11 protein-coding genes and 1 pseudogene are annotated in these 21,128 nt (G+C 40.5%); 1 reads left to right on the top strand and 11 read right to left on the bottom strand.

The window, feature by feature from the left end; genetic code table 11:
• Window positions 1-7 precede the first annotated feature (7 nt).
• The 5 genes and pseudogenes from QT76_RS02405 to rplU all read right to left on the bottom strand — a co-directional run bounded on the left by QT76_RS02405 (window position 8) and on the right by rplU (window position 4,240).
• Window positions 8-865 carry an ABC transporter permease gene (locus tag QT76_RS02405; protein ID WP_024117840.1) on the bottom strand — a complete coding sequence of 286 codons (858 nt, stop codon included), beginning with the start codon at window positions 863-865 and terminating at the stop codon, window positions 8-10.
• Window positions 865-1,869 carry an ABC transporter permease gene (locus tag QT76_RS02400; RefSeq protein WP_000947996.1) on the bottom strand — a complete coding sequence of 335 codons (1,005 nt, stop codon included), beginning with the start codon at window positions 1,867-1,869 and terminating at the stop codon, window positions 865-867. The genes QT76_RS02405 and QT76_RS02400 overlap by 1 nt, the downstream gene beginning before the upstream one ends.
• A 10-nt stretch (window positions 1,870-1,879) precedes the next feature.
• Window positions 1,880-3,528 (bottom strand): annotated as a pseudogene (locus QT76_RS02395) (ABC transporter substrate-binding protein).
• Between the two features lie 116 nt (window positions 3,529-3,644).
• On the bottom strand, window positions 3,645-3,911 hold the full coding sequence (rpmA, locus tag QT76_RS02390; protein WP_000940618.1) for a 50S ribosomal protein L27: 267 nt from the start codon (window positions 3,909-3,911) through the stop codon (window positions 3,645-3,647).
• 14 nt (window positions 3,912-3,925) lie between these two features.
• Window positions 3,926-4,240, bottom strand: a complete 315-nt coding sequence (rplU, locus tag QT76_RS02385) for a 50S ribosomal protein L21 (protein ID WP_000119318.1) — start codon at window positions 4,238-4,240, stop codon at window positions 3,926-3,928.
• Between the two features lie 242 nt (window positions 4,241-4,482).
• Here rplU and flgL point away from each other — a divergent pair, with 242 nt between their 5' ends.
• On the top strand, window positions 4,483-6,969 hold the full coding sequence (gene flgL / locus QT76_RS02380) for a flagellar hook-associated protein FlgL (protein WP_033616443.1): 2,487 nt from the start codon (window positions 4,483-4,485) through the stop codon (window positions 6,967-6,969).
• Window positions 6,970-7,050: 81 nt separating this feature from the next.
• On the opposite strand, the gene QT76_RS02375 is transcribed toward flgL, so the two are convergent.
• From QT76_RS02375 to imaA, 6 genes are all read right to left on the bottom strand, one after another.
• The gene (locus QT76_RS02375; RefSeq protein WP_001215710.1) at window positions 7,051-8,070 is read right to left on the bottom strand and encodes an aliphatic amidase; all 1,020 of its coding nucleotides are present in this window, start codon (window positions 8,068-8,070) and stop codon (window positions 7,051-7,053) included.
• A gap of 191 nt (window positions 8,071-8,261) precedes the next feature.
• On the bottom strand, window positions 8,262-9,941 hold the full coding sequence (locus tag QT76_RS02370) for a bifunctional chorismate-binding protein/class IV aminotransferase (RefSeq protein ID WP_033616442.1): 1,680 nt from the start codon (window positions 9,939-9,941) through the stop codon (window positions 8,262-8,264).
• Window positions 9,942-10,814 (bottom strand): DUF2156 domain-containing protein, encoded by an 873-nt coding sequence (locus QT76_RS02365; protein ID WP_033616441.1) that lies wholly within the window; start codon window positions 10,812-10,814, stop codon window positions 9,942-9,944.
• A 12-nt stretch (window positions 10,815-10,826) separates the two neighbouring features.
• A complete protein-coding gene (locus QT76_RS02360; protein WP_001171375.1) occupies window positions 10,827-11,117 on the bottom strand; it encodes a chorismate mutase in 291 nt (96 codons plus the stop codon).
• 4 nt (window positions 11,118-11,121) lie between these two features.
• Window positions 11,122-12,339 (bottom strand): diaminopimelate decarboxylase, encoded by a 1,218-nt coding sequence (gene lysA / locus QT76_RS02355; protein WP_033616440.1) that lies wholly within the window; start codon window positions 12,337-12,339, stop codon window positions 11,122-11,124.
• A 47-nt stretch (window positions 12,340-12,386) separates the two neighbouring features.
• Window positions 12,387-21,092, bottom strand: coding sequence for an immunomodulatory autotransporter protein ImaA (gene imaA, locus QT76_RS02350; RefSeq protein ID WP_033616439.1), 8,706 nt, complete (start codon window positions 21,090-21,092; stop codon window positions 12,387-12,389).
• Window positions 21,093-21,128 lie beyond the last annotated feature (36 nt).

Below are 21,128 nucleotides of genomic sequence, written 5' to 3'. Positions count from 1 at the left end.
GCTCCTTTTAAGAGGCCCGTTTAGGATCTAAAGCGTCCATGATGCCATCGCCTACCAGATTAAAACTCATGACCGTTAAAAAAATCATCACCCCAGGGAAAACAAGCATCCAAGGAGCGGTAGCGATATATTGCATGGAATTCATCAGCATCGCTCCCCATTCAGGTTTGGGAGGTTGGGCCCCAAGACCTAAGAAGCTCAGCGCGGCCGCTTCTAAAACCGTGGAAGCAAAACCCATTGTCGTTTGCACGATCAAAGGGATAATGCAATTAGGGAAAATCACCTTACACATCAAACGAAGATGCGAAGAGCCATTGATTTTAGAAGCGATCACGTATTCTTTTTCTTTTTCGCCTAGCACGGAACTGCGCACCAATCTTGCAAATCCAGGAATCCCCACAAACCCAATAGCGAGCATGGCGTTAGTGAGTGAAGGCCCTAACACAGCGACCACAATCACGATCAATAAAATAGAGGGCAAAGCGAACATGATGTCCATGATACGCATGATAATTGCATCTGTTTTCCCTCCAAAATACCCCGCTATGAGCCCTAATATCGTGCCAAAAAAGACCGCAATCCCCATAGACACAATCCCTATGGTTAAAGAAATCCTGGCCCCATAGATCAAGCGACTCAAAATATCGCGCCCCAAATCATCGGTGCCTAAAAGGTATTTAGCGTTCCCTCCATGCTCCCATATAGGTTTTAAAAGGCGATCTTGCGCGTTTTGCACATAAGGATCATGCGGGGCTAAAAGGGGCGCAAAAACAGCGCAAATTACCAATAAAAGCACAATCCATGCCCCAACGACCGCTGCCTTATTTTTTTTGAATTGTTGGATAAATTCTCTAAAAGACTCCATTATGACAACCTTATTCTAGGATCAATAAAAGCGTATAAAATATCCACTAAGAGATTAGCCCCAATATACATCATGGCAATAATCAAAGACATGGACTGGATAATGGGGAAATCGCGTTGGTTGAGCGCATTAACGATCCACTTACCAATCCCAGGCCATGAGAAAACCGTTTCAGTTATCATGCTCCCCCCTAAAAGCCCGGCCAGCATCAAGCCTGCGATGGTCGTTACAGGGATTAACGCGTTACGCAAAGTGTGCACAAAAATCACCCTAAAGGAGCTACACCCCTTAGCTTTAGCGGTGCGCACATAATCTTCTTTAGACACTTCTGCCATGCTCGCACGAGTCATTCTGGCAATAACAGCGGTAGAAACCGTGGCTAACACAATGCTGGGCAAAATCAAGTGCTTGATCGTATCCACAAACGCCCCATAATCTCCTGCGATCAGGCTGTCTATCAAATAAAGACCTGTGGGGCCATCTAAATAATACACATCGCTCAAACGCCCAAAAACAGGCAACCACCCCAATTGCACGCTAAAGATATAAATCAGCATAAGCCCTAGCCAAAACACCGGCATAGAAATCCCGGCTAAAGCGAAAGTCATGCTGGAATAATCAAACACGCTATAGCGTTTGATCGCAGCTAACACGCCAACGCTAATACCCAAAACAAGAGCCATAAACAAAGCGATTAAAGCCAATTCCACCGTAGCTGGGAAGCGTTGCCAAAACTCATGCATCACAGGCTCACCAGTCATGATAGAAGTACCAAAATTGCCATGCAACACATTATTGATAAAGAAAAAATACTGCTCTATCAAGGGCTTATTCAAGCCAAATTGCTCCCTTAAAGCGTCAATAGCGGCTTGATTGGCCTTTTCGCCTAAAATCACTAACGCCGGATCTCCTGGCACTAAATGCACCATCATAAACACGATAATGCTCACTCCAAACAGCGTGGGGATCGCCCACAAAATACGCTTGATGATAAAACTCAGCATACAACCCCTTTTATTTTTCTAAATACACTTTAAAGAAGCGATTCACGCTCACTCCGGTCGTTTTATAGCCTTTGACTTTAGACAAGTGCGGCACCACTGAATAAGGGTAGGCTAAAGGCACATAGGGCGCATCTTTATGGATAATTTCTTGAGCCTTTAAATAAAGGGCTTCCCTCTCTTTTTGATCCGAAACCCGTTTAGCCTTTATGAGCAGATCGGAAAAGGCGTCGCTCTTATAAAAGGAACCATTTTGAGTGGGTATGGCTGAAGCAGCTTGCTTGCTCCATAAGGTGTATAAGAAATTATCCGGATCCGCAATGTCTGCCATCCAGCCTGCAAACGCCATTTCATGTTCGCCCAGGCCCGTTCTTTTCAAATAAGCCCCCCACTCATACACTTCAATTTTCACATCAATGCCAATTTTAGCCAGGCTCGCTTGTATGAACACCGCTCCCTTTGGGTTACGAGTGGAAGTGGTAAAAATGGTGGTTTTAAAGCCGTTAGGATACCCCGCTTGTTTCAGTAACTCCTTAGCCTTTTTCAAATTGTATTCGTAGGGTTTGATATTATAGTTATAACCCCATATGGTGGGCGGGAAGGGATTGACCATTTTTTGAGCAAAACCTTCATAAATCACCTTGATGTAATCATCCACATTGATGGCATGATTGATAGCTAAACGCACTAAAGGGTTGTTAAAATACTTTTTTTGCGTGTTCAATGAAAGCCAACTCGCCAACAACCCGGCGCTTTTATCCACCACGATATTAGGAAGTTTTTCTAATTGCTCCACTTCATTGAGATTAGGCCCAGTCATGAGCATGATTTCGCCGGTTCTTAACGCCAAGGCGCGAGTGGAAGAATTAGGAATGGTGCGCACCACCACTTTGTCTAAATACGCTTTAGGCCCCCAATAATCCTGGTTTTTAACCAAAATGATTTTCTCATCTTTATTCCACAAAAAGAATTTGAAAGGCCCTGTCCCAACAGGTTTTTTAGCCAACTCGTCTTTTTTATTGTTTTGTTCTAAATAATCAGCGTAATCTTTGCTCAAAATACTCAAAAAGTCCATGCCTAAATTAGCTAAAAACGGAGCTTCTGGCCCATTAAGCGTGAATTTGATCGTGTAATCATCTAAAGCTTCAATGCTCTTGATAATATGAGACATGCCCATGCCTTCCCAATACTTATAGCTTTTAGCCCCCGGGCTGTAGTATCGTTTAGCCTTATCCATTTGACGCTCAAACGAAAACAGCACGTCTTTAGCGCTAAACTCTACTTTTTTATTCCAATACTTCGTTTGGTGGAAATAAACCCCTTTGCGTAAATGAAAGGTATATACAAGACCATCTGGGGATATGTCCCAGCTTGTCGCTAAGGCCGGTTCAATTTCTGTGGTGCCGTATTTGAACTGCACAAGCGTGTCATAAATATTGCCCGTTGCCACATAGCTTTCGCCATCAGTTACTAAAGCCGGATCCATGCTCGATCCATCAGCGCCTCTTGCAAAAACTAAAACGCCTCCAAAACGCTTTTGCTCTTCAACAGAAATACTTTCTTTAGATGGATTAAGAGTAGCGTTTGGGCTTTCTGAGGCTTTCAAAAAAAACCCAAACAATAAAAGAAAAAAAACAAACCCTTAACAAAAACATTATTCATAAGCCAGTCTCCACAACAAATTCTATAAAGGATAGAGATCTAAATTATAAATATTTTATTGCGTTTATAGGCGTTTAACAAACACCCAAAGGTTTAATTGACCTTTAAAGGTTACCCTATTCCCCAAAATTTTGACTAACCACAGAAACCTTCTTGCGGTTTCTGTCTTTATGCTCAAACTTCACAACGCCATCTATGAGCGCGTATAAGGTATGGTCTTTCCCCATGCCCACATTATTACCAGGATGCATTTTAGTGCCTCTTTGGCGCACGATAATATTCCCTGCTCTCACAAATTCTGAGCCAAATTTTTTCACGCCTAAGCGTCTTCCTGCAGAATCTCTGTTATTCTGCGTGCTCCCTTGACCTTTCTTGTGTGCCATTGTTTAATACTCCTTTATGCTACAATTTTAGTGATTCTCACACGAGTGAAATCTCTTCTAAAACCACGCTTGGTTTTGCTGTCTTTTCGGCGGCGTTTTTTGAAAGTGATGACTTTTTTGCCGCGCCCTTCATTGATCACTTCCGCTTCAATTTTAGCCCCATTCACAAAGGGTTTCCCGCAAGAGAGCTTGCCCTCTTTGGATACGGCTAACACTTCCACTAATTCCACTAAAGCCTTAGGCTCTTTATCCATTTTGTCCAATAAAACAATATCGCCTTCAACGACTTTATATTGCTTACCGCCATGCTTGAATATTGCGTATGACATTTCTATTCCTTAAAAATTGAACGCTCTTTTTAAAATAAACGCTTATTATAGTGAGTATTTGCTAAAATGTAACTTTAAATTGAGATTAAATCCACATTAAAAGAATTTTTTTACTCAAAAACACCCCATTTAACCCACCATTATTAACCCGCATTGCCCCACTCAAACCACTCGCAATTGTTATTAAGCTTATTTTGGAATACTTTTAGCTTGTTTGTTAAAAAACCAATAAGGATTTGATCATGCGCGTTACCTTTGGCTCAAAATACAACCAAATGAATCACTATCAAAACGCTTTACAAAATAAAATCAACGACGCTAACACGCAGATCGCTTCAGGGCTAAAAATCCGTTACGGTTATCAAAACAGCGACATTAACAACCAGAATTTAAAATTCCAATACGAAGAAAACACCTTAGATCAAGGCATTGATGTGGCTCAAAACGCTTACACTTCAACGCTCAATACCGACAAAGCCTTGCAAGAATTTTCTAAAACGATGGAGGCATTTAAAACCAAACTCATCCAATCCGCTAACGATGTGCATTCAGAAACTTCTCGCGCCGCTATCGCTAACGATTTAGAACGCTTGAGGGAGCATATGATGAATGTTGCTAACACCTCCATAGGGGGAGAATTTTTATTTGGGGGCAGTAAGGTGGATAGACCTCCCATTGATAGTAATGGGAAATACCATGGCAATGGCGAAGATTTAAACGCGCTAATCAGCTCTGATAACCTTGTGCCTTATAATATCAGCGGGCAAGATTTGTTTTTAGGTGCAGATAAAGACAAGCACAAACTCATCACCACCAACATTAAATTATTCAATCAAAACAAGCTCCACCCTGATGTGATGGACGCTTTAGAGCATTCTTCATTGCCTGAAGAAGTTTTCATTAAACCCAGCGATACCTTAAGAGAACTCATTGGCGATAACGATAAAGACCCCACTAATGACCCTAAAGAGTTTTTTTATTTGCAAGGCGTTAGGCCTGATGGCTCTAGTTTTAAAGAAAAATTCCCGCTCTCTAAAGCCTACCAGAACAAAGAAAGCGCGACTAAAGTGAGCGATTTATTAGATAAAATCGCTCACGCTTATGGGAACACTTCGCAAAATAAAGTCGTGGATGTGAGTTTGAATAATTGGGGGCAAATTGAGATCAAAAACCTAACCCCCGGCAGTGAAAATTTGGATTTTCATTTGATTTCTAGCGATGGGGATTTTGATGATTTAGACGCCTTGCGTTCAAGCGGTAAAAGGGTTACTGAATATGTCAAAAGCGCGTTTGTAACGGATAGGAGTTTGAGTCAAGTTAAAGCGGTACCTAACATGTATAATCCCAAGGTGTTTGAAATCCCTAGCGTGTTTGTCACTAAAGACAATGTTTTAGCCAACAAAAACACTAAATTGAGCGAGATTTTTGGCGATAAGGTGAAAACTTTAAAAATCAACGCCAGCCGTTTGGACAATTCAAGTGCTATTAAAATCCCAAACCTCCCTATTAATTTGGATATTCCCATTCTTTTAGATGTGAAAAACTCTACGATTAAAGATTTGAAAGACGCGATTAAAGAACGCTTCAATAATGAAGTGGATGTGGAAATTGCAACAAACGGGCGTTTGAGGATCATTGACAATTCTTCTAAAGAATCGCCTATTTCTTTGGCTTTAAGCACCCTAGATCAAAAAGGGCTAGAAGTGGCCGGTATCCCCACTAATAACGCGAGCGAATACCAAAAAACCTACTTCAATAAAGAAGGGGCCAAATTAGAAAGCAATGTCGCTCAGATCGCTCAAAATGGCGCGGCTAATGGCTCTACTAAACTGAGTGAGGTCGCTAAGGGGAGTTTAGAAAATAGCGTTTTTAACATGAAATTAAACGATGTGAATGGCTTATTTTTAAAAGCGCAAATAAACTTGGATAATAATGGGGCTTTTTTGAGTTTGCCTAATGGCGTTAAAATCCCGCTTTATGACCCCACAACCGCTGACATTCAAGCTTCTAAACCCAATGAAGTCACTTACAGGCAGCTCATGGATGCGATGAGTATCGCGCTCAATTACAGCAACACTGACCCAACCATCTACCAACAAATCAGCGATAACCCCACTTCAAAAGAAAGCAAGGAGTGCTTTATTGGATTGTTAAAACAAGCTAAAGACAACCTTTCTGTCAATTTGAATGAAGATGGCAAAATAATGATCCAAGACAACATGCATTCAAACACAAAAATGCAGTTCATGCTTTTTGATAAAGATGCAAATGATTTTTCTCAAAACGCCTTGCACAGCGACAAACCAAGCCTTAAATTAAACGCTAATAACGCTCTGATTATTGACAAGCCTAGCGTGAATTTTTTTGATCAATTAGAGGGCGTTATTACTTCTGTCAGAAAAGGGATTTATCGCCCGGACGCTTTAGGGGATACTTATTCTAGCGACATGCGTAATTTAGGCATTCAAAATGGCATCACCCTTATAGATCACTTGAGCGATCACATAGAAAAAATGATCGCTAAAAACGGCGCTCATGGCAAGGCGTTTGAGAACATTATCAGGCGCAATGAAGTTTTAAAAACGCAAGTTCAAAGCATTCGTGGGGAAACGACCGGCACAGATATGGCAGAAACTTATAACAAGTTTTCCAATCTCACTAACAATTATAACGCCGTTCTGGCTTCCACGAACAAAATCAATAATCTGTCTTTAACGAAATATTTGTAACTTTTTGGTGGTTTTTAAGCGTTCTAAAAAAAGATATTAAAAATGCTTTAAGCTTCTATGAAACCCCCCCTCCTTTTGCCCTTATTTCGTGGGCAAATCGCCCACAGGACAAGCGGCCACACCCACGCTTGGACGAGTGATTTTTTCTACATTTTCTTGAGCTTTTTTGGGGTCATTAACCCAAGTTTTATAGAACTCAAAAGGGCATTCTGCCACACCCTTATCCCCATCGCCACTAGCAAAAACCCCACTATAACCCCTGTGTAAGAGTTTGAAGAGTTGGTTTTGGCTTTGGTCGTATTTCCTCGCATCACGGATTTGTTGCACGGAAAGTTGGGCGTATTGAAGACCATTTTCTTCTTCCCCACATTCGCCCAAAGTATGCCCATCAAAACCAATAATGCTAGAATGCCCAAAATAGGAATACACCCCATCAAAGCCGGTCGCATTCGCTACCGCTACATAACATTGATTAGCCCACGCCATGGCTTTCACTATCGCAATTTGTTGCTCCTTAGCCGGATACATGTAGCCTTGACAGCGCACAATGAGTTCTGCCCCACGCATCGCGCAATCGCGCCAAATTTCAGGGTAGTTCCCATCATCGCAAATGATCAAAGAAACTTTCAAGCCCTTAGGCCCATCAACCACATAAGTTTTATCCCCAGGATACCAGCATTCAATAGGACACCAAGGCAAGATTTTGCGGTATTTTTGCACGATCTCACCCTTATCATTGACAAGAATCAAAGTGTTATAGGGATTCTTTTTGGCTTGCTCATGTTTTTCCCCCGTCAAAGAGAACACTCCCCAAACCTTGTTTTTCTTACAAGCCTCAGCAAAGATTGCGGTTTCTTCTCCAGGAACGCTTGCGGCTGTGTCAAACATTTCTTGTCTGTCATACATGATCCCATGCGTGCTGTATTCGGGGAAAATAATCAGATCCAATCCGGGCAAACCCTGTTTGACCCCACCAATCACCTTAGCGATATTGCGACAATTTTCCAACACTTGTTCTTTAGTGTGGAGTCTAGGCATCTTATAATTAACTACCGCTACACCCACAGTATCTGGGCTGCTACTAATATCTCCATGTCTCATGTTATATTCCTTGTTTTTTGATGAGAGTTCCTAAAAACCCTCTATTGGATTTATAAAATAATTGTGTAAATGGATCTATAATGAATGTGAAAACTTTAATCATTATGATTATTGTGGGCGAGTTTTAACTTTTTTGCTCCATTGGGTAACCTATTTCTAAAAATGAGGTTTTAGTTGCTCTATTTTTATAGTTATTTTATTCCCACTTCCACTAAGCCATATAGTGCATTAATGCAATAAATTTTAGCCGCTCTTTGCAAGTCTTGCAATTTTAAGCTAGCATGCTCAACAAGACCCTTTTTTAACAACCCCACAACACCCGTCCCGTTTAGCGCGCCCGCGCTGAAATAAGGGGTTAAAAGCCTGTTGTGGATTTCTAAAATAAGATTGCTCCTAGCGCCCTCAGTGAGTTCTAGATCCTGGTTATAAAAGATTTCATCAAACATAACGCCTTTTTTAATGAGCGCTCGAGCCTTTTGATAAAAAGGGGCGTAAGTGGTCTTGTGGTATAAAAAATCGTTGTGTTTGTCAATGGGGGCTTCACTCAAACGGATTTCTAGGCTTTTTAAAGGCTCTAGGGGTTTATATTCTTTAATGAGCTTGCCCTTTTTATTCAATAAAACCCTTAAAACCCCTTCTTTTTCTAATTCAAAGTCCAAAAGATTTTCATCGTATTTAAAGTTAAAATATTGAGCGCTATGCATTAAGCGTTCTTTATGGGCGTTTTTATTGTTAATCTCTAATTTTTGATCCCTTTTGATAACTTTCATCGTCTCTATAATCTCAAATTCTATTTTAGGCATCACAAAAAAGGATTTTAAAAAGCTCTCTTCATATTCCTTTGAAGCTTTACTTTTATAAGTTACCCCACTCCCTACCCCCAAATGCAAAAAATCTTCGCGCGCTCTTTTTTCTAAAGTGCGGATAGGCACGCTAAAAAGGGCTTTTTTTTCTTCAATCATGCCTATCGCCCCACAATACACCCCCCTAGGGCGTTTTTCTAAATATTCAATGATTTGCATGGTTTTGATTTTAGGGCATCCGGTAACCGATCCGCAAGGGAACAACGCCTTAAAAATCTCAAACAAGCTTGTTTTTAGGGGCAATTGAGCTTCAATCTCGCTTATCATTTGATACACGCTCGGCAAGCTGATGATTTCAAACAATTGATTGACTTTCACGCTATTTTTTAAGGCCAAGCAGCTCAAATCGTTACGCAATAAATCCACGATCATCACATTTTCGCTTCTATTTTTGTCGTCATTTTGCAAAAACAATCGGTTTTTTTCATCTGTCAAGGGGTTATTTGAGCGAGCGATCGTGCCTTTCATGGGTTTTGTGATAATCTTAATCGCTGTATCCAAAAACTCTAATTCAAAAAACAATTCCGGCGAAAAGCTTAAAATACTCCCAAACTCATTTTCTATCAAAGCCTTAAAAGGCGTGTTTTGGTTGTGTACCACTTCCTTAAAAACGCGCTTTGGTTTGGCTTTAGTGTCTAAAAATAAATCCATCGTGAGATTCACTTGATAGGTATCGCCGTTTTTGAGATGCTCTTTAACGGCTTTAAACTGCTTGAAATAAGTTTCTTGATCTAAAGAGCTGTGGATTTTAGGGTAAAACGCATGCTCTTTTAAAGGCTCTAAAGAATATTTTTTCCTTTCTAAAAATTGTTCAAAATACAAAAAAGGGGTTTGGCTTTGAAAATTTTCATCTAAAAACGCTAAACGCGCTTCATATAAAAGATACCCCACAAAATACCCCTTACCCCTATTTTGAGAGATAAAATCCAGGGCGTTTTTAAGCTCATTAAGATTAGTGGCTGTGAGTTTTTTAACGCTTTTTTGATATTTAAAATCCCCAAAAATCATTTAATTTCTAGCAACCGCTTCGTATTTGTCTATCAAAAACACCGGATTATAGCTCATTTTAGACCTTCTTAAGCCCTCTAATCCCAGATCTTCTTCTCTGTTAGCGTAAGTTAGATGGCTAAATTCATTCAAAAGCAATTGCTGGTTGATGATTTGATACGCACCTGCAATATCTGCGCGGGCTTTTTCAATGTGGATGAGTGCACTCTCTTCGTTTAAGACTTCTCCAAAACTAAACGAGACTATTTCTCCATTAACCCTAATAAGCCCCCCTTTCACATCCAAGCTTTCATAATTTTCTAACACGCTTTGAATGCCCTTATTTTCGTTGATTAGCCCTATATCATCGGTTTGGCTTTCTAAAAACCACGCTTGAGAAGCTTCTAAAACTTCCTTTTTATTTTGAGAAGAAATTTTTTCATAAACAAAATTCGCGTAATTGGTTAAAAACTGGTTTAGGTGGTTTTTTTTCTTATGGTATTTTTTCCCTTTGAGTGCGATTAGTTCTTCAATAGAATAAACATAATCGCTCCTGTCTCGGTTGTAAGTGAAATCAAACACCCCTACAAAATTGTCTTTCAAATCGTCTTTTTGCTCTAAAGTCAGGGAGTGGAATCTTAAATTTTTTTCTAATTCCAAAAGCTCTTCCACACATTCAAACGCATTCTTACCGATAGGATAGAAATAAAAGGGTTTTTGATTTTCATAAGTGGTTTGAATCACCAAACAATCCCTAATCACCGCCACTTGAATGAGCCTTGCGTGCTGCCATAAAAAGCAATTGGTAAAACTCACATCTGATAAAACGATTTTTTGAGCGCTTAAAAACCTTGAAAACAAGTCCTTATGCGCTAGGGTAATTTTTTCAAACATGGCAACTCTCTTTTATTTTTTTAACTCTTTGAGGGCGTTTTCTTGAAATTTTCTAGAAATCTTAAAAACCTCTGCATAAAAACCCGTAAGAATTTCTCCATTCAAATGCTTGAAATCCCTTTGGCTGAGTCGTTTTAAAATTTCTTGTTCTCTTTTAGGGCAATAAATGGGGCTTTCTTGTTTGATAAGCGCGATTTTTAAAGCGATTTCTAAGCGTTTGTCTAAAAGATCGCTCAATTCATTATCCAATGCATCAATTTCAGCCCTTAAATTTTCTAAAAGACTATCCAAATTCTTTTGCATCTAATCAAACCCCTTTTAAGCTTTCTTCTTCTAACCGCCATAAATCTTCTAAAGCCTCTCTTTTTCTTATCACTCTGATTTTGTGATCTTCTAGGGCTAATTCTAAGAGTTTGGGGCGCGAATTGTATTGACTGGCCATGCTAGAGCCATAAGCCCCAACATTTTCTATGACTAATTTATCGCCTGGCTCTAATTCTGGCAAATTGGCGTCTTTTAAAAAAGTGTCGCTGCTCTCGCACACAGGCCCTACCACATCGCAAGGCGAGATCTCACGCCCCTTAGATGGCGTTATAACCCTTATAGCATGCTTAGCATGATACAAACTGGGGCGTAAAAAATCATTCATACCCGCATCTACGATTACAAAGCGCTTGTTTTGAGCCTTTTTTTCATACAAAACCTGCGTGATCAATTCCCCACTCTCAGCCACGATCGAACGCCCCGGCTCACAAATAATGGTCAAATCCAAGCCTTGAAGCGCGTTTAAAATCCCTTGCGCGTAATCATAAAGCTTGATAGTCTCTTCATTTTCATAGCTCACGCCAATGCCTCCACCCACATCAAAAAAACGCAAATCAATCCCTAGCGCGATCAAAGATTTAGCGATTTTAGCCACCTTTTGGCTCGCTTCTATAATCGGCTCTAAATCTAAGAGCTGCGAGCCGATATGAAAATGCACGCTAACAGGCTCTAAAAACGCGCTTTTTTTAGCCCAAAGAAACATTTCTAAGGCTTCTTTTTCTTCTACGCCAAACTTGTTTTCTTTCAATCCGGTAGAAATATAAGGGTGCGTTTTGGCGTCAATGTTGGGGTTGATTCTAACAGAAATTCGAGCCTTTATCCCTAAAGATTGAGCGATTTTTTCAATCGTTTTTAATTCCATAAAACTCTCTACATTCAAAAATAAAATGTTGAGTTTTAGGGCTTGCTCTATTTCAAACGCGCTCTTACCCACCCCGCTAAACACGATTCTATAAGGTTTAATGCCCGCTTTTAAAGCCCTTTGTATCTCGCCTAGAGAAACGCAATCCGCCCCACTCTCTAAACTTGCCAATAAAGAAAGGATACTCAAATTAGAATTCGCCTTTAAAGCGTAACAAATCAACGATTTACGCCCCTTAAACGCCTCTTTATAACTCAAAAAAGCCTGTTTGATTTTGTCAAAATCATAGAGGTAAAAAGGGGTTTTGTAAGTTTGAAACAGCTCTTCATAATTAAACATAGAAAAACCTAACCATAAAATTTGAACGAAGCATTATAGCAAAAAAGCTAAAACACCACTCGCATGCCCACATTCCCGGTTAGATTAATATCTTGGTATTGCAAGCCTAACTTAAGCCCCACCCCCGCATTCACATACATCAAACGCCACAAATGCATCTCACCCCCTGTAATCACGCTCGCAAAAGTGTTAAAAGCTTCCCCCTTGCGATACAATAAAGTGTTTTCACCCACAAAACGCACCACATTATCGCCCTTGGATTTGATCAAAAGATCCCTACCCAACCTAGCCGTTACAAAATAATAGGAATTTTGACCAAAATATTTACGGCTCTCTAACCCCAAGTTGAGCGTTAAAACCGATTCGTTAGAAGGGTTTGAATGCATGACAAATTGTTTGTAAGCGGCATCATTCATTTTGCCTTTCATCCCGCTCAAGCCTATAAAATGATAGCTCACGCCCACTTGAGGTTTTAACACCACGCTTTTTTGTTTGAACATGAAATCATAGCCGTAATTCCCGTTCACGCTCGTTGTCCAAGTGTTGTAATGGTAGCGTTGGTTGATTACAGAGAGCAAGGGATTAGAAGAATTGATATTTGTCGCATTGCCTCCATAAGTTTCATTCGCGCTCAAAGTGAATTCGTTCCTTTTTAAAAAAGCCCTCGCATACACCCCCACATCCACATTATTCGCCAAAGAATGGATGATACGCCCGTTAAAGTCGCTATAGCCATAAGCCACATAACCCCCAAGGATCACATTTTTAACCAATCGGTCATAGCCCGCATTCAAGCCATAAAGCGTGCCATTGCCTCCAGCAATAAAGCTCGCTCCCCCCACCCCTTGAACCCAAAGGTTATTTGGGTGTTTGTTAGGTTGAGAGTATTTGACAAAAACTTCGCTAGGGTTAGCGTCTCTAAAACGCTTGTTTTTAAGCTCTAACAAGCGCTCAGAAAAATCAGACTCTCCCTCTCTAGCCCTAAAATCAGAGAGTTTTGTCAAACGGCTGGTTTGTTGGGTGTAACTCGCCAATTCTAAAAGGTTGGTAGCGTTATTTCTAAAATTAGGGTTAGAAATCAAGCTTGCGGTGTTTTGAAGATCTTTTGTTGCGTCTAAGATTTCATTCAAAGAGTGGTTTTTTAAATAAATCGGTGCAAAAAGCGGGTTTTCTTTAGTGTCCATCATCAATGTTGAAAGCCACTTGATAGCGTTATTCCCCCCTATAGCTTCAATTTGATTGAGCGCGCTTTGCCCTTGAATGCCCACAATGTAATCTTGTAAGGTAGGGGGGGTAAAGTCCATGATCCTATCGCCATAAGACATTTTAATCTGGTCATAAAGGATAGAAAGGCTTAAAATATGGTTTTGAGAAGCGTTATTTGAATTAGGTAACGCTACGCTTAATAATAACCCCTTATCTTGTAATAAAACCCGTTGGCCCAAATAAGTCAATACGCCGTTTTTTTCCTCTATGTGGTTTCCGTTGATATTGATTAAGGTATAGAGCTTCAAATACGATTGCAAGCTATCGGGGTTGATATTGTAATCAATGTAACGGCTGCTTTTTAATAAAGTGTAAGTCGTATTATTGGCCATGCTGTTATTGACATTGATAAAAGGCGTTTGAGTAGCATTAAGATTGATCACGCCTCCTGTTTGAATGAGCGGCATTGCAGGTGTTTGAGAATTTTCTAAATTGAAATTAATCGTTCCAAAATGATTCAAAACCCCCCCTACTCCTAACCCATAAATCCCGGTACTTAAAGAAGCGTTTGAAGCGATCACTAAATTTTGAAGCACCTCTATTTTTTGCGTGGCGTTGTTGTTAAACGCCCCTTGAATGTTTAAGTTATTCGTTACAAAGCTAGCGTTGTTCTCTAACACCGCTTGGTTGGAAATCGTGAGGTTGTTGGCTTGGAATTGAGCGTTATTGTAAAGATACAGGTTTTTAATGTTTGCAGAGCCTTTAACTTTTGAAAAATCAACCACCCCGTTAGCATAAATATTGCCTGAAAAATTGAAATCATTCGCCGTAACCATCAAGCTCTCATCGTTATTGTTCAAGGCGATTGGCGCGTTATTTGACGCGTTATTAGAAGAAGCGCCATTCGCGCTTTGGGCGCTAAGCGTGCAAGGGTTTGTAGCGTTAGTTGTAGTTGGATCGCTTTGTTGCGCGCAGCTAGCGTTGACAAACAGATTGCCTTGAGACACAGAAACATTGTTATTAGCGGCGTTAATCTTAAGGCCGTTGCTTGCATCAAGCGTGGTGATGTTAATGTTAGAAACTTGATCGGACAATAATTGAAGCGTTCCAAAATGGTTAGTGAAAGCGATATGATTGTTTCCGGCAAAAATGAGCGAATTCCCTGCGTTAAAACTAAGCGTGCCTCCATTAGCGTTAGAGAAAGTGGAATTTTGCACAAAAACATTGCCTTGCGCGTTGAAACTAAAATCCCCTTTTTGCCACACTTGACTCAAACCATAGGGAGCGAAAAGCCCCTTTTTACCAAAATTAGGGATCAAATCCCCCAAACCTTGTTCATAAATAGGCCCTAAGCCTTTAGCCGCTAGGACTTTGTCTAAAACGCTTTTAATCTGCTGGTTTTGCAGCAAGCTTTCTAAAGAATTGAGCGTGTCTTGGCCTAAAAATTCGCCAATCATTTGTTTGCCTAAAGCCATTACATCGTTTTTTAAAGCGTTGCTCGGTTTGACAATATCTTGCAACATCACGCTTATGACTTGCCCTATATCGTTAGCGGAAATAAAGCCGGTGATCTGATTGAACAACCCTTTTTTACTCAATAAATCATTAATGGACATGCTCCCTATGAGCTTTTCAGGGTTTTGCAAATCAATGCCCCCTAGTCCGGCTAATCCCCCCACTAGCCCGGTCCAAAAGCCTAATTTTTGTCTGATCAAATCCTTAATCGCCGTGTTCAAACCGCTATCATTCATGAGGTTATCAAAATTATTCTGCCCTAAAAGCTGGCTTAGGGTTTGATTTTTTTGTTCAGGCGTTAAATACCCCCCAATCACACTACCACTCCCTAGCGTATTTACTATCAAATTCCCTAATCCCCCGGCTTTATTAATGGATTGCACCGCCACTTCGCCCAAAATATTAGCGAGCCCGGCTTGATTGAAAACCTTATTAATGCCCTCTTGGCCTAGCATGCTAAAAATCCCATCGGTTTGCGAGCTTACGATATTAGCCTGGTTGAGAATGAGCGAAGTTTGGCTGTTAAAAGTTACGCTCGCGCTCCCCCCAGTCCCCCATGCGTTCCCACTCCCTAAAGTGCCGGTAAGATAAATTTCTTTAGCGTTAAAAGTCGTGTCAATATAGCCCAAATCAGCCGAGCTAGACTCTAGAAGCTGCCCTAAATAAGTGCCTCTAAATTTTTGGCACACAATATCAGTATAATCGCAAGGTGTTTGATAGCCCAAGCCCCCAAAAACCACCGCGCTATTGGTGTTTGTTTGCCCTATTTTAGTCGCTCCTATAATCAAAGCGCCGTTATTGAAATTTTGCACGACCGAATTGTTTGCGTTATCAATCAACTCGTTAATGTTTTTCCAATCGCTAGGGGTGATGAGTTTGGTAAGCTGGTTTAGCGCATCGCCTTTTAAACCGCTCAAACTTGAAAGCGAAAAATCATTCCCTAATATCTTTTTGATTTCAGGGTAGAGTTTGAGCGCCATTTGGCCTAACGCTTTGATATTATTAAAATTATAGCCTTTGTTATAGATGTGTAACGCACTAATAGGGTTGCCTTGCGCGTTATAGGTTTGCGAGATGATAGAAGACTCAGAGCTTAGATTGTTATTTTTCGTAGTGTTATTGCTGCCGTTAGCTTGATAGGATTGATTAGGGTTATAATAGCCTTTCACATTGCTAGTGAGATAAAACACGCCTTGTGCATCATCGCTATAAGAATACACACCATTAGCGTTGTTATAAACTTTTTGGTAGTTAAAGATTTCAGAGCCAATGTTATAAAGCGTGTTTTTAATACCCGGGATTTGAGAGAGCGTAACGCTTAATTGGTTGTCTTTAAAGCTCTCGGTGATTTTTAGGGCGTTATTAAGGGGGTTAGTGAAACTATAAGTTTGGTTTTTAGCGTCATAAATTCCGTCATTGATGCGCATGCCAAAGAAGCTGATACGCTCATACCAATTACTATTCATGTCCGCTTGAATGATGTTATACACACGATTTTTATTATCGTTTAGATCGCTTAGTAAATCAATGTTAGCGATATTCAAGCTCCCTTGATCGCTAAAAACAAGCTGGCTGTTTTTCAAATTCAGCACGCTGCTGTTGTTAGGGTTTAAAAGGTTGCCTCCCAAACTCAAGGGCGCTTTAACATCAAGGGCTTGATGGAAAGTGATGGGGCTTTGAGAAAAAGCGTTATCATAGAAATTAAACGCCGTGTTAGAGGTGATAGCGCTAGAGCCTTGAAAATCTAAAGAAGAGTTATTGCTTAAATTAAACTGCCCTCCTAAAAAGCTCGCTCCCTTAAACACGATAGAAGAATCACTCAAACTCGTAGTAATATTCGCTGAATTGAAATTAACCGCTCCGTTAAAATTAAGGTGAGAGCCATTACTCGCAATCAAGCTCGCATAATCGTTGATCATGGCGTTATTGGAAACATTAATCGTGCTTTGGTTGAGGTTGAGCGAGCTGGTGTCGTTCAAATTCAAATCGCCTTGAAGTTCTAAGGTTGAATGGTTGCTCGCATTGATAGAGGCGTTTTGAGAAAGATTGATCGCATTGGCTTTAATACTGCTTGTCCCCACTGAAACGCTTAAATTGGAATTGTCAAACGACACGCTATTAGCTTGCATTTGATACAAACCAGAGCTTAAATTCGTGCTGTTGGTGAAACTGATCGCATTAGTAGCATTGAATTTAAAAACAGATTGCGTTGTCCCCACATAGCCTCTAAAAGAGCTGTTAGAAAAATCCAGATTCAAAGCGTTGAAACTGAAATTAGGGTTGCCTTTATTTTGCGCGGTATCGTCTATAAAATAGGAGTTTTGAGCCTGAATGTTCGCGCTGTTAGAGATAAAATTCATAGAAGAGCTTTGCGTGCCAGCGGCGCGATTATACAAAGTCGCGTTCGTTAAAAGAATGCCTTGAAGCCCGTTAAAATTAAGGTTCGCACCCCCACCGCTAGAAATGCGATTCCCGCTTTCAATGCTACCGGTGATGTAAATCTTTTGCGCTTCATAATGCCCTGTAATAAAGCCTATGCATTGCAAATTCCAGCAATGCCCGCTCGCATCATTACTCCCTGCTCCCTTATTGTCCCCAAAGCGAATGATTGCATTAGATTGCGGTGCATCGCTCGCATTTGTCCATATGCTTTTAGCCCCAAAAACGATCGCGCTGTTTTGCCCGGTGAACGTTTGAGAAAATTCCGCCTTAGTGAATAGAGTTTTCCCGCTCGCATAAAAATCAATGCTGTTGTCGTAATAGTAAATGGTGTTGTTTGCATTCCCTAAATTATTGTTATAGCTGTTAGGCATGTAGGTCATAAAACCGAGAGCGTTTTGATAATATAAGTGATCCGATTTTTCCATATCCATATAATCAAACACCATGCTAACGCCCAAACGCCGGATAGAAATGCTGTTGGGTGAAAAAATCTCTTGAAAATTGTAGGTTTGGTTATTGAAAGAATACACCACATCATAGACGCCATTACCCGCGCTAGAGACGAGTTTTTCACTGCTTGCCCCATGCCCTTGGTAGTTGATGAGCTGCCATAGATTTTTACTGAAAGCGTTGTTGTATTCAATTTCTTTAGAAGAGCTTACAAGGGTGATAGGGTTGCCATTAATGATAGCTTCACCAATATCAATCACCGAATGAGCGCTAAAAGCAATCGTTCCATCGCCAAAAGACAAAGGAGCGTTCAAGTTTTTTAAAGTGATATTATTTAAAGTAACTTTCCCTTTCACGCTCGTATTCGTAGGGCCATTAAAAGCCACATTATCAAAGGTTGCATTCCCAGAAATATTAACAGAGCCGGTATTATTAAAATTAGCGGTATTTTGAGAGCCATCACTATTGGTAGAGTTCCCAAAAACAGCATTCCCGGCGATTTGCAAATTTGAATTAGCGTTAGTGAAATCCCCCATAAACGAAGTGGTTGCGTTAGAATTATTGAAATTAAAAGAAGCGCTGTTGTTAAAATTAGCGTTATTGAACGAAGCGTTTTTTGCGCTAATCTCAAACGAACCGCTGTTGAACTGGTTGTTATTTGAAAAATTCAAGCTATCGCCGCTGAATTGGTAACTCCCTCCATTAAAGTTGGTGTTTTCAAAAGTCGCTTGCCCCGCATTGAAAATGAATTTCCCGTCTTTGGCTTGGTTAGTGAAAGTGGTGCCATACACCAAAAGCTTGCCGTTAGAATTTAGGCCATTCAAATTCTGCGAATTGTCCATGTTTTGCGTGGAAAAAGTCATAGAGCTTGAATAAATCCCGGCGTTATGCTGCGTGATAGTAGCGTTAGCGATATTGATACTATCTACCCCATTAAAGACTAGATTGGCTGCCCCACCGGTGCCTATACGATTGCCAGAACGCAGATTCGCTGTGATATACACATGATAAGCGCTATAAGTGCCATCAGTCGTGCCTGTGCATTGGTAATAGGGCCAAGGCCCGCAATGCCCAGAAAGAACGCTCCCTGAAGTGTCCCCAAAAGACACCGTTTCGTTAGAAGAAACGCTATTTCCAGTCCATGTTGAGTTATACCCAATCACTAAATTACTATTATTCGCGCTAAAGGTTTGCTTAAACGAGTTGGTAAAGCTCCCCCATATTTCAACGCTTGGCAAATAATAAGTCCCGCTCTCTGCAAAATTTTCAGATTTAGGAATATAATATTTATGGTTATACCAAGGCATGTCAGCATTAATATAATTTGAAGTGGATAAGTTAAATTGTGAGCCGCTGATGGTAGGGGGCGGCGTGTAAGTCCCACTCTCTAAAGCCTGGATAATGATGGAATTAGGGCCAAAAGTTTCTTGTAATTTGTAGATGGTATCCCCTATTTTGTAGCCCACTTGATAGACTTGCGTAGAGTTTGAAGAGGATTTAGGGGGCGAAGAGTCAACGGGTTTAGATGTCGTAGTGTTTTCACCCAAAAGCTGTCCGGTAACCCCATTGTAAGTGATCATATCCCACAAACCTTGAGCGAAACTTTGTGGCTCTGAAGAACTTTCGCTCGTTTTTAGGGCGTTTGTCAAGCCATTGAGCGCATGGTTTAAAAGATTAGCATAAGTGATCCCACCAGAATTTAAAATCGTTACGCTCTTCTCGCTCCCCAAAGTGGTGAGGTTAAAAATCGTCCCTTGAGTGAGAGTTACTTTTGAACTCCCAAAATTAAGGGTTGCACCATCTTTCAAGTCATTCTTACCGCTTAAAATAACACTGCCGGTAATGGTCATGTTGTTTGTGTCAATAGAAGTGTTGAATGCCGTATTATTAAAGCTCGCATCTTTTTCTATGGTGATTTTACCGGTATTGTTGAAAGTGGCGTTATTGAACGAAGCGTTTTGGATCGTTAGCTGGTGGTTTGAGTTGTTAAAAGCCTGTTGAAAATTCACAGAACCCTTGATAGTGGTAGCGCTGCCGCTAAAAGAGCTGTTTTCAAATGCTATTTGGGGGTGCTGAGCGTTATTAGTTTGATTGTTTTGGTTATTGAAAGTGAATGTCCCCCCATTAAAAGAGCTGTTTTGAAAGGTGGCTTGATTGTCAAAAGTGTATGCAGCGTTACTAAACGAAGTGCCATTGAAAGAGCTTGCACCTTCAAAAGTGAAATTACCGCTATTAAAGGCGGTGTTATTGGTAGCGCTAAATCCTTTATTGAAAGTGAATGCCCCCCCATTCAATTTCGCCCCGCTAAAAGTAGCGTTCTCTCCAAAAGTGAAACTACCGCTTGCATTACTAAAAGTCGTGTTAGTAGCGCTTACATTTCCTTTAAAAGAATAGCTAGGTCCAGAGCTAGAGCAATTAGCCCCTACGCCAACACTAGCTAACGAACTGCAAGTATCCCCACTTAAAGAAACCGAACCGATGGTAATGGTGCTGTTAGCATTGCCCACATTCACTTGCGAAGTTTTATACGTGCTGATATTGGAATTGATATTGACTTGATTGGCGTTCAAATTTAAAGTGGCTGTGCCTGTGTGCGTGCCTGCTCCTGATCCTACACGATTGCCCACTTCTAAAGTGCCGTTTAAATTGATTGTGCCAACATTAAAACTTACATCATCTTTTCCCTCATTATAACCTTGATACGAAGTGAAACTATTAGAACCGCTTAAATCTAAAATAACGCTATTGCCTAGATTGATCGTGAGATTGCCCCCAACATAATTAGTAAAACCGCTTAAGCTATAAGTCCCCGTTTCATTCCCACTGCCCACAGAAATAGCTTGATAGTTTTGAGAAGATAGATAATTAGCGGCATTTCCAGCGTCATAGCCTTTGTGATTTGCCCCCCATACATTGCGCAAACACCCTGCAAATTCCCACCATGGGCAATACTGACTGCCCTTAACCCAATGCACATACTCACCCCCCACCTTTGGGTTTAACAAATCCCATAAATTATTCGCATACACCCCACTAGCAAACCCACTGATGAGTAAAGGTGCAAGCCATAAAGAACGCTTTAAGATGATTTTTTGATGCGATCGTTTTATACTTTTTGATTTCTTTTTAAACTTTTTCATTAAATGCTGCTTTCTTTTTGCTTAGATAGTAACAAA

This window comes from Helicobacter pylori SA37A (assembly GCF_000476015.1).
GTDB lineage: Bacteria > Campylobacterota > Campylobacteria > Campylobacterales > Helicobacteraceae > Helicobacter > Helicobacter pylori_DB.
This window is presented reverse-complemented; position numbering and strand designations above follow the sequence as displayed.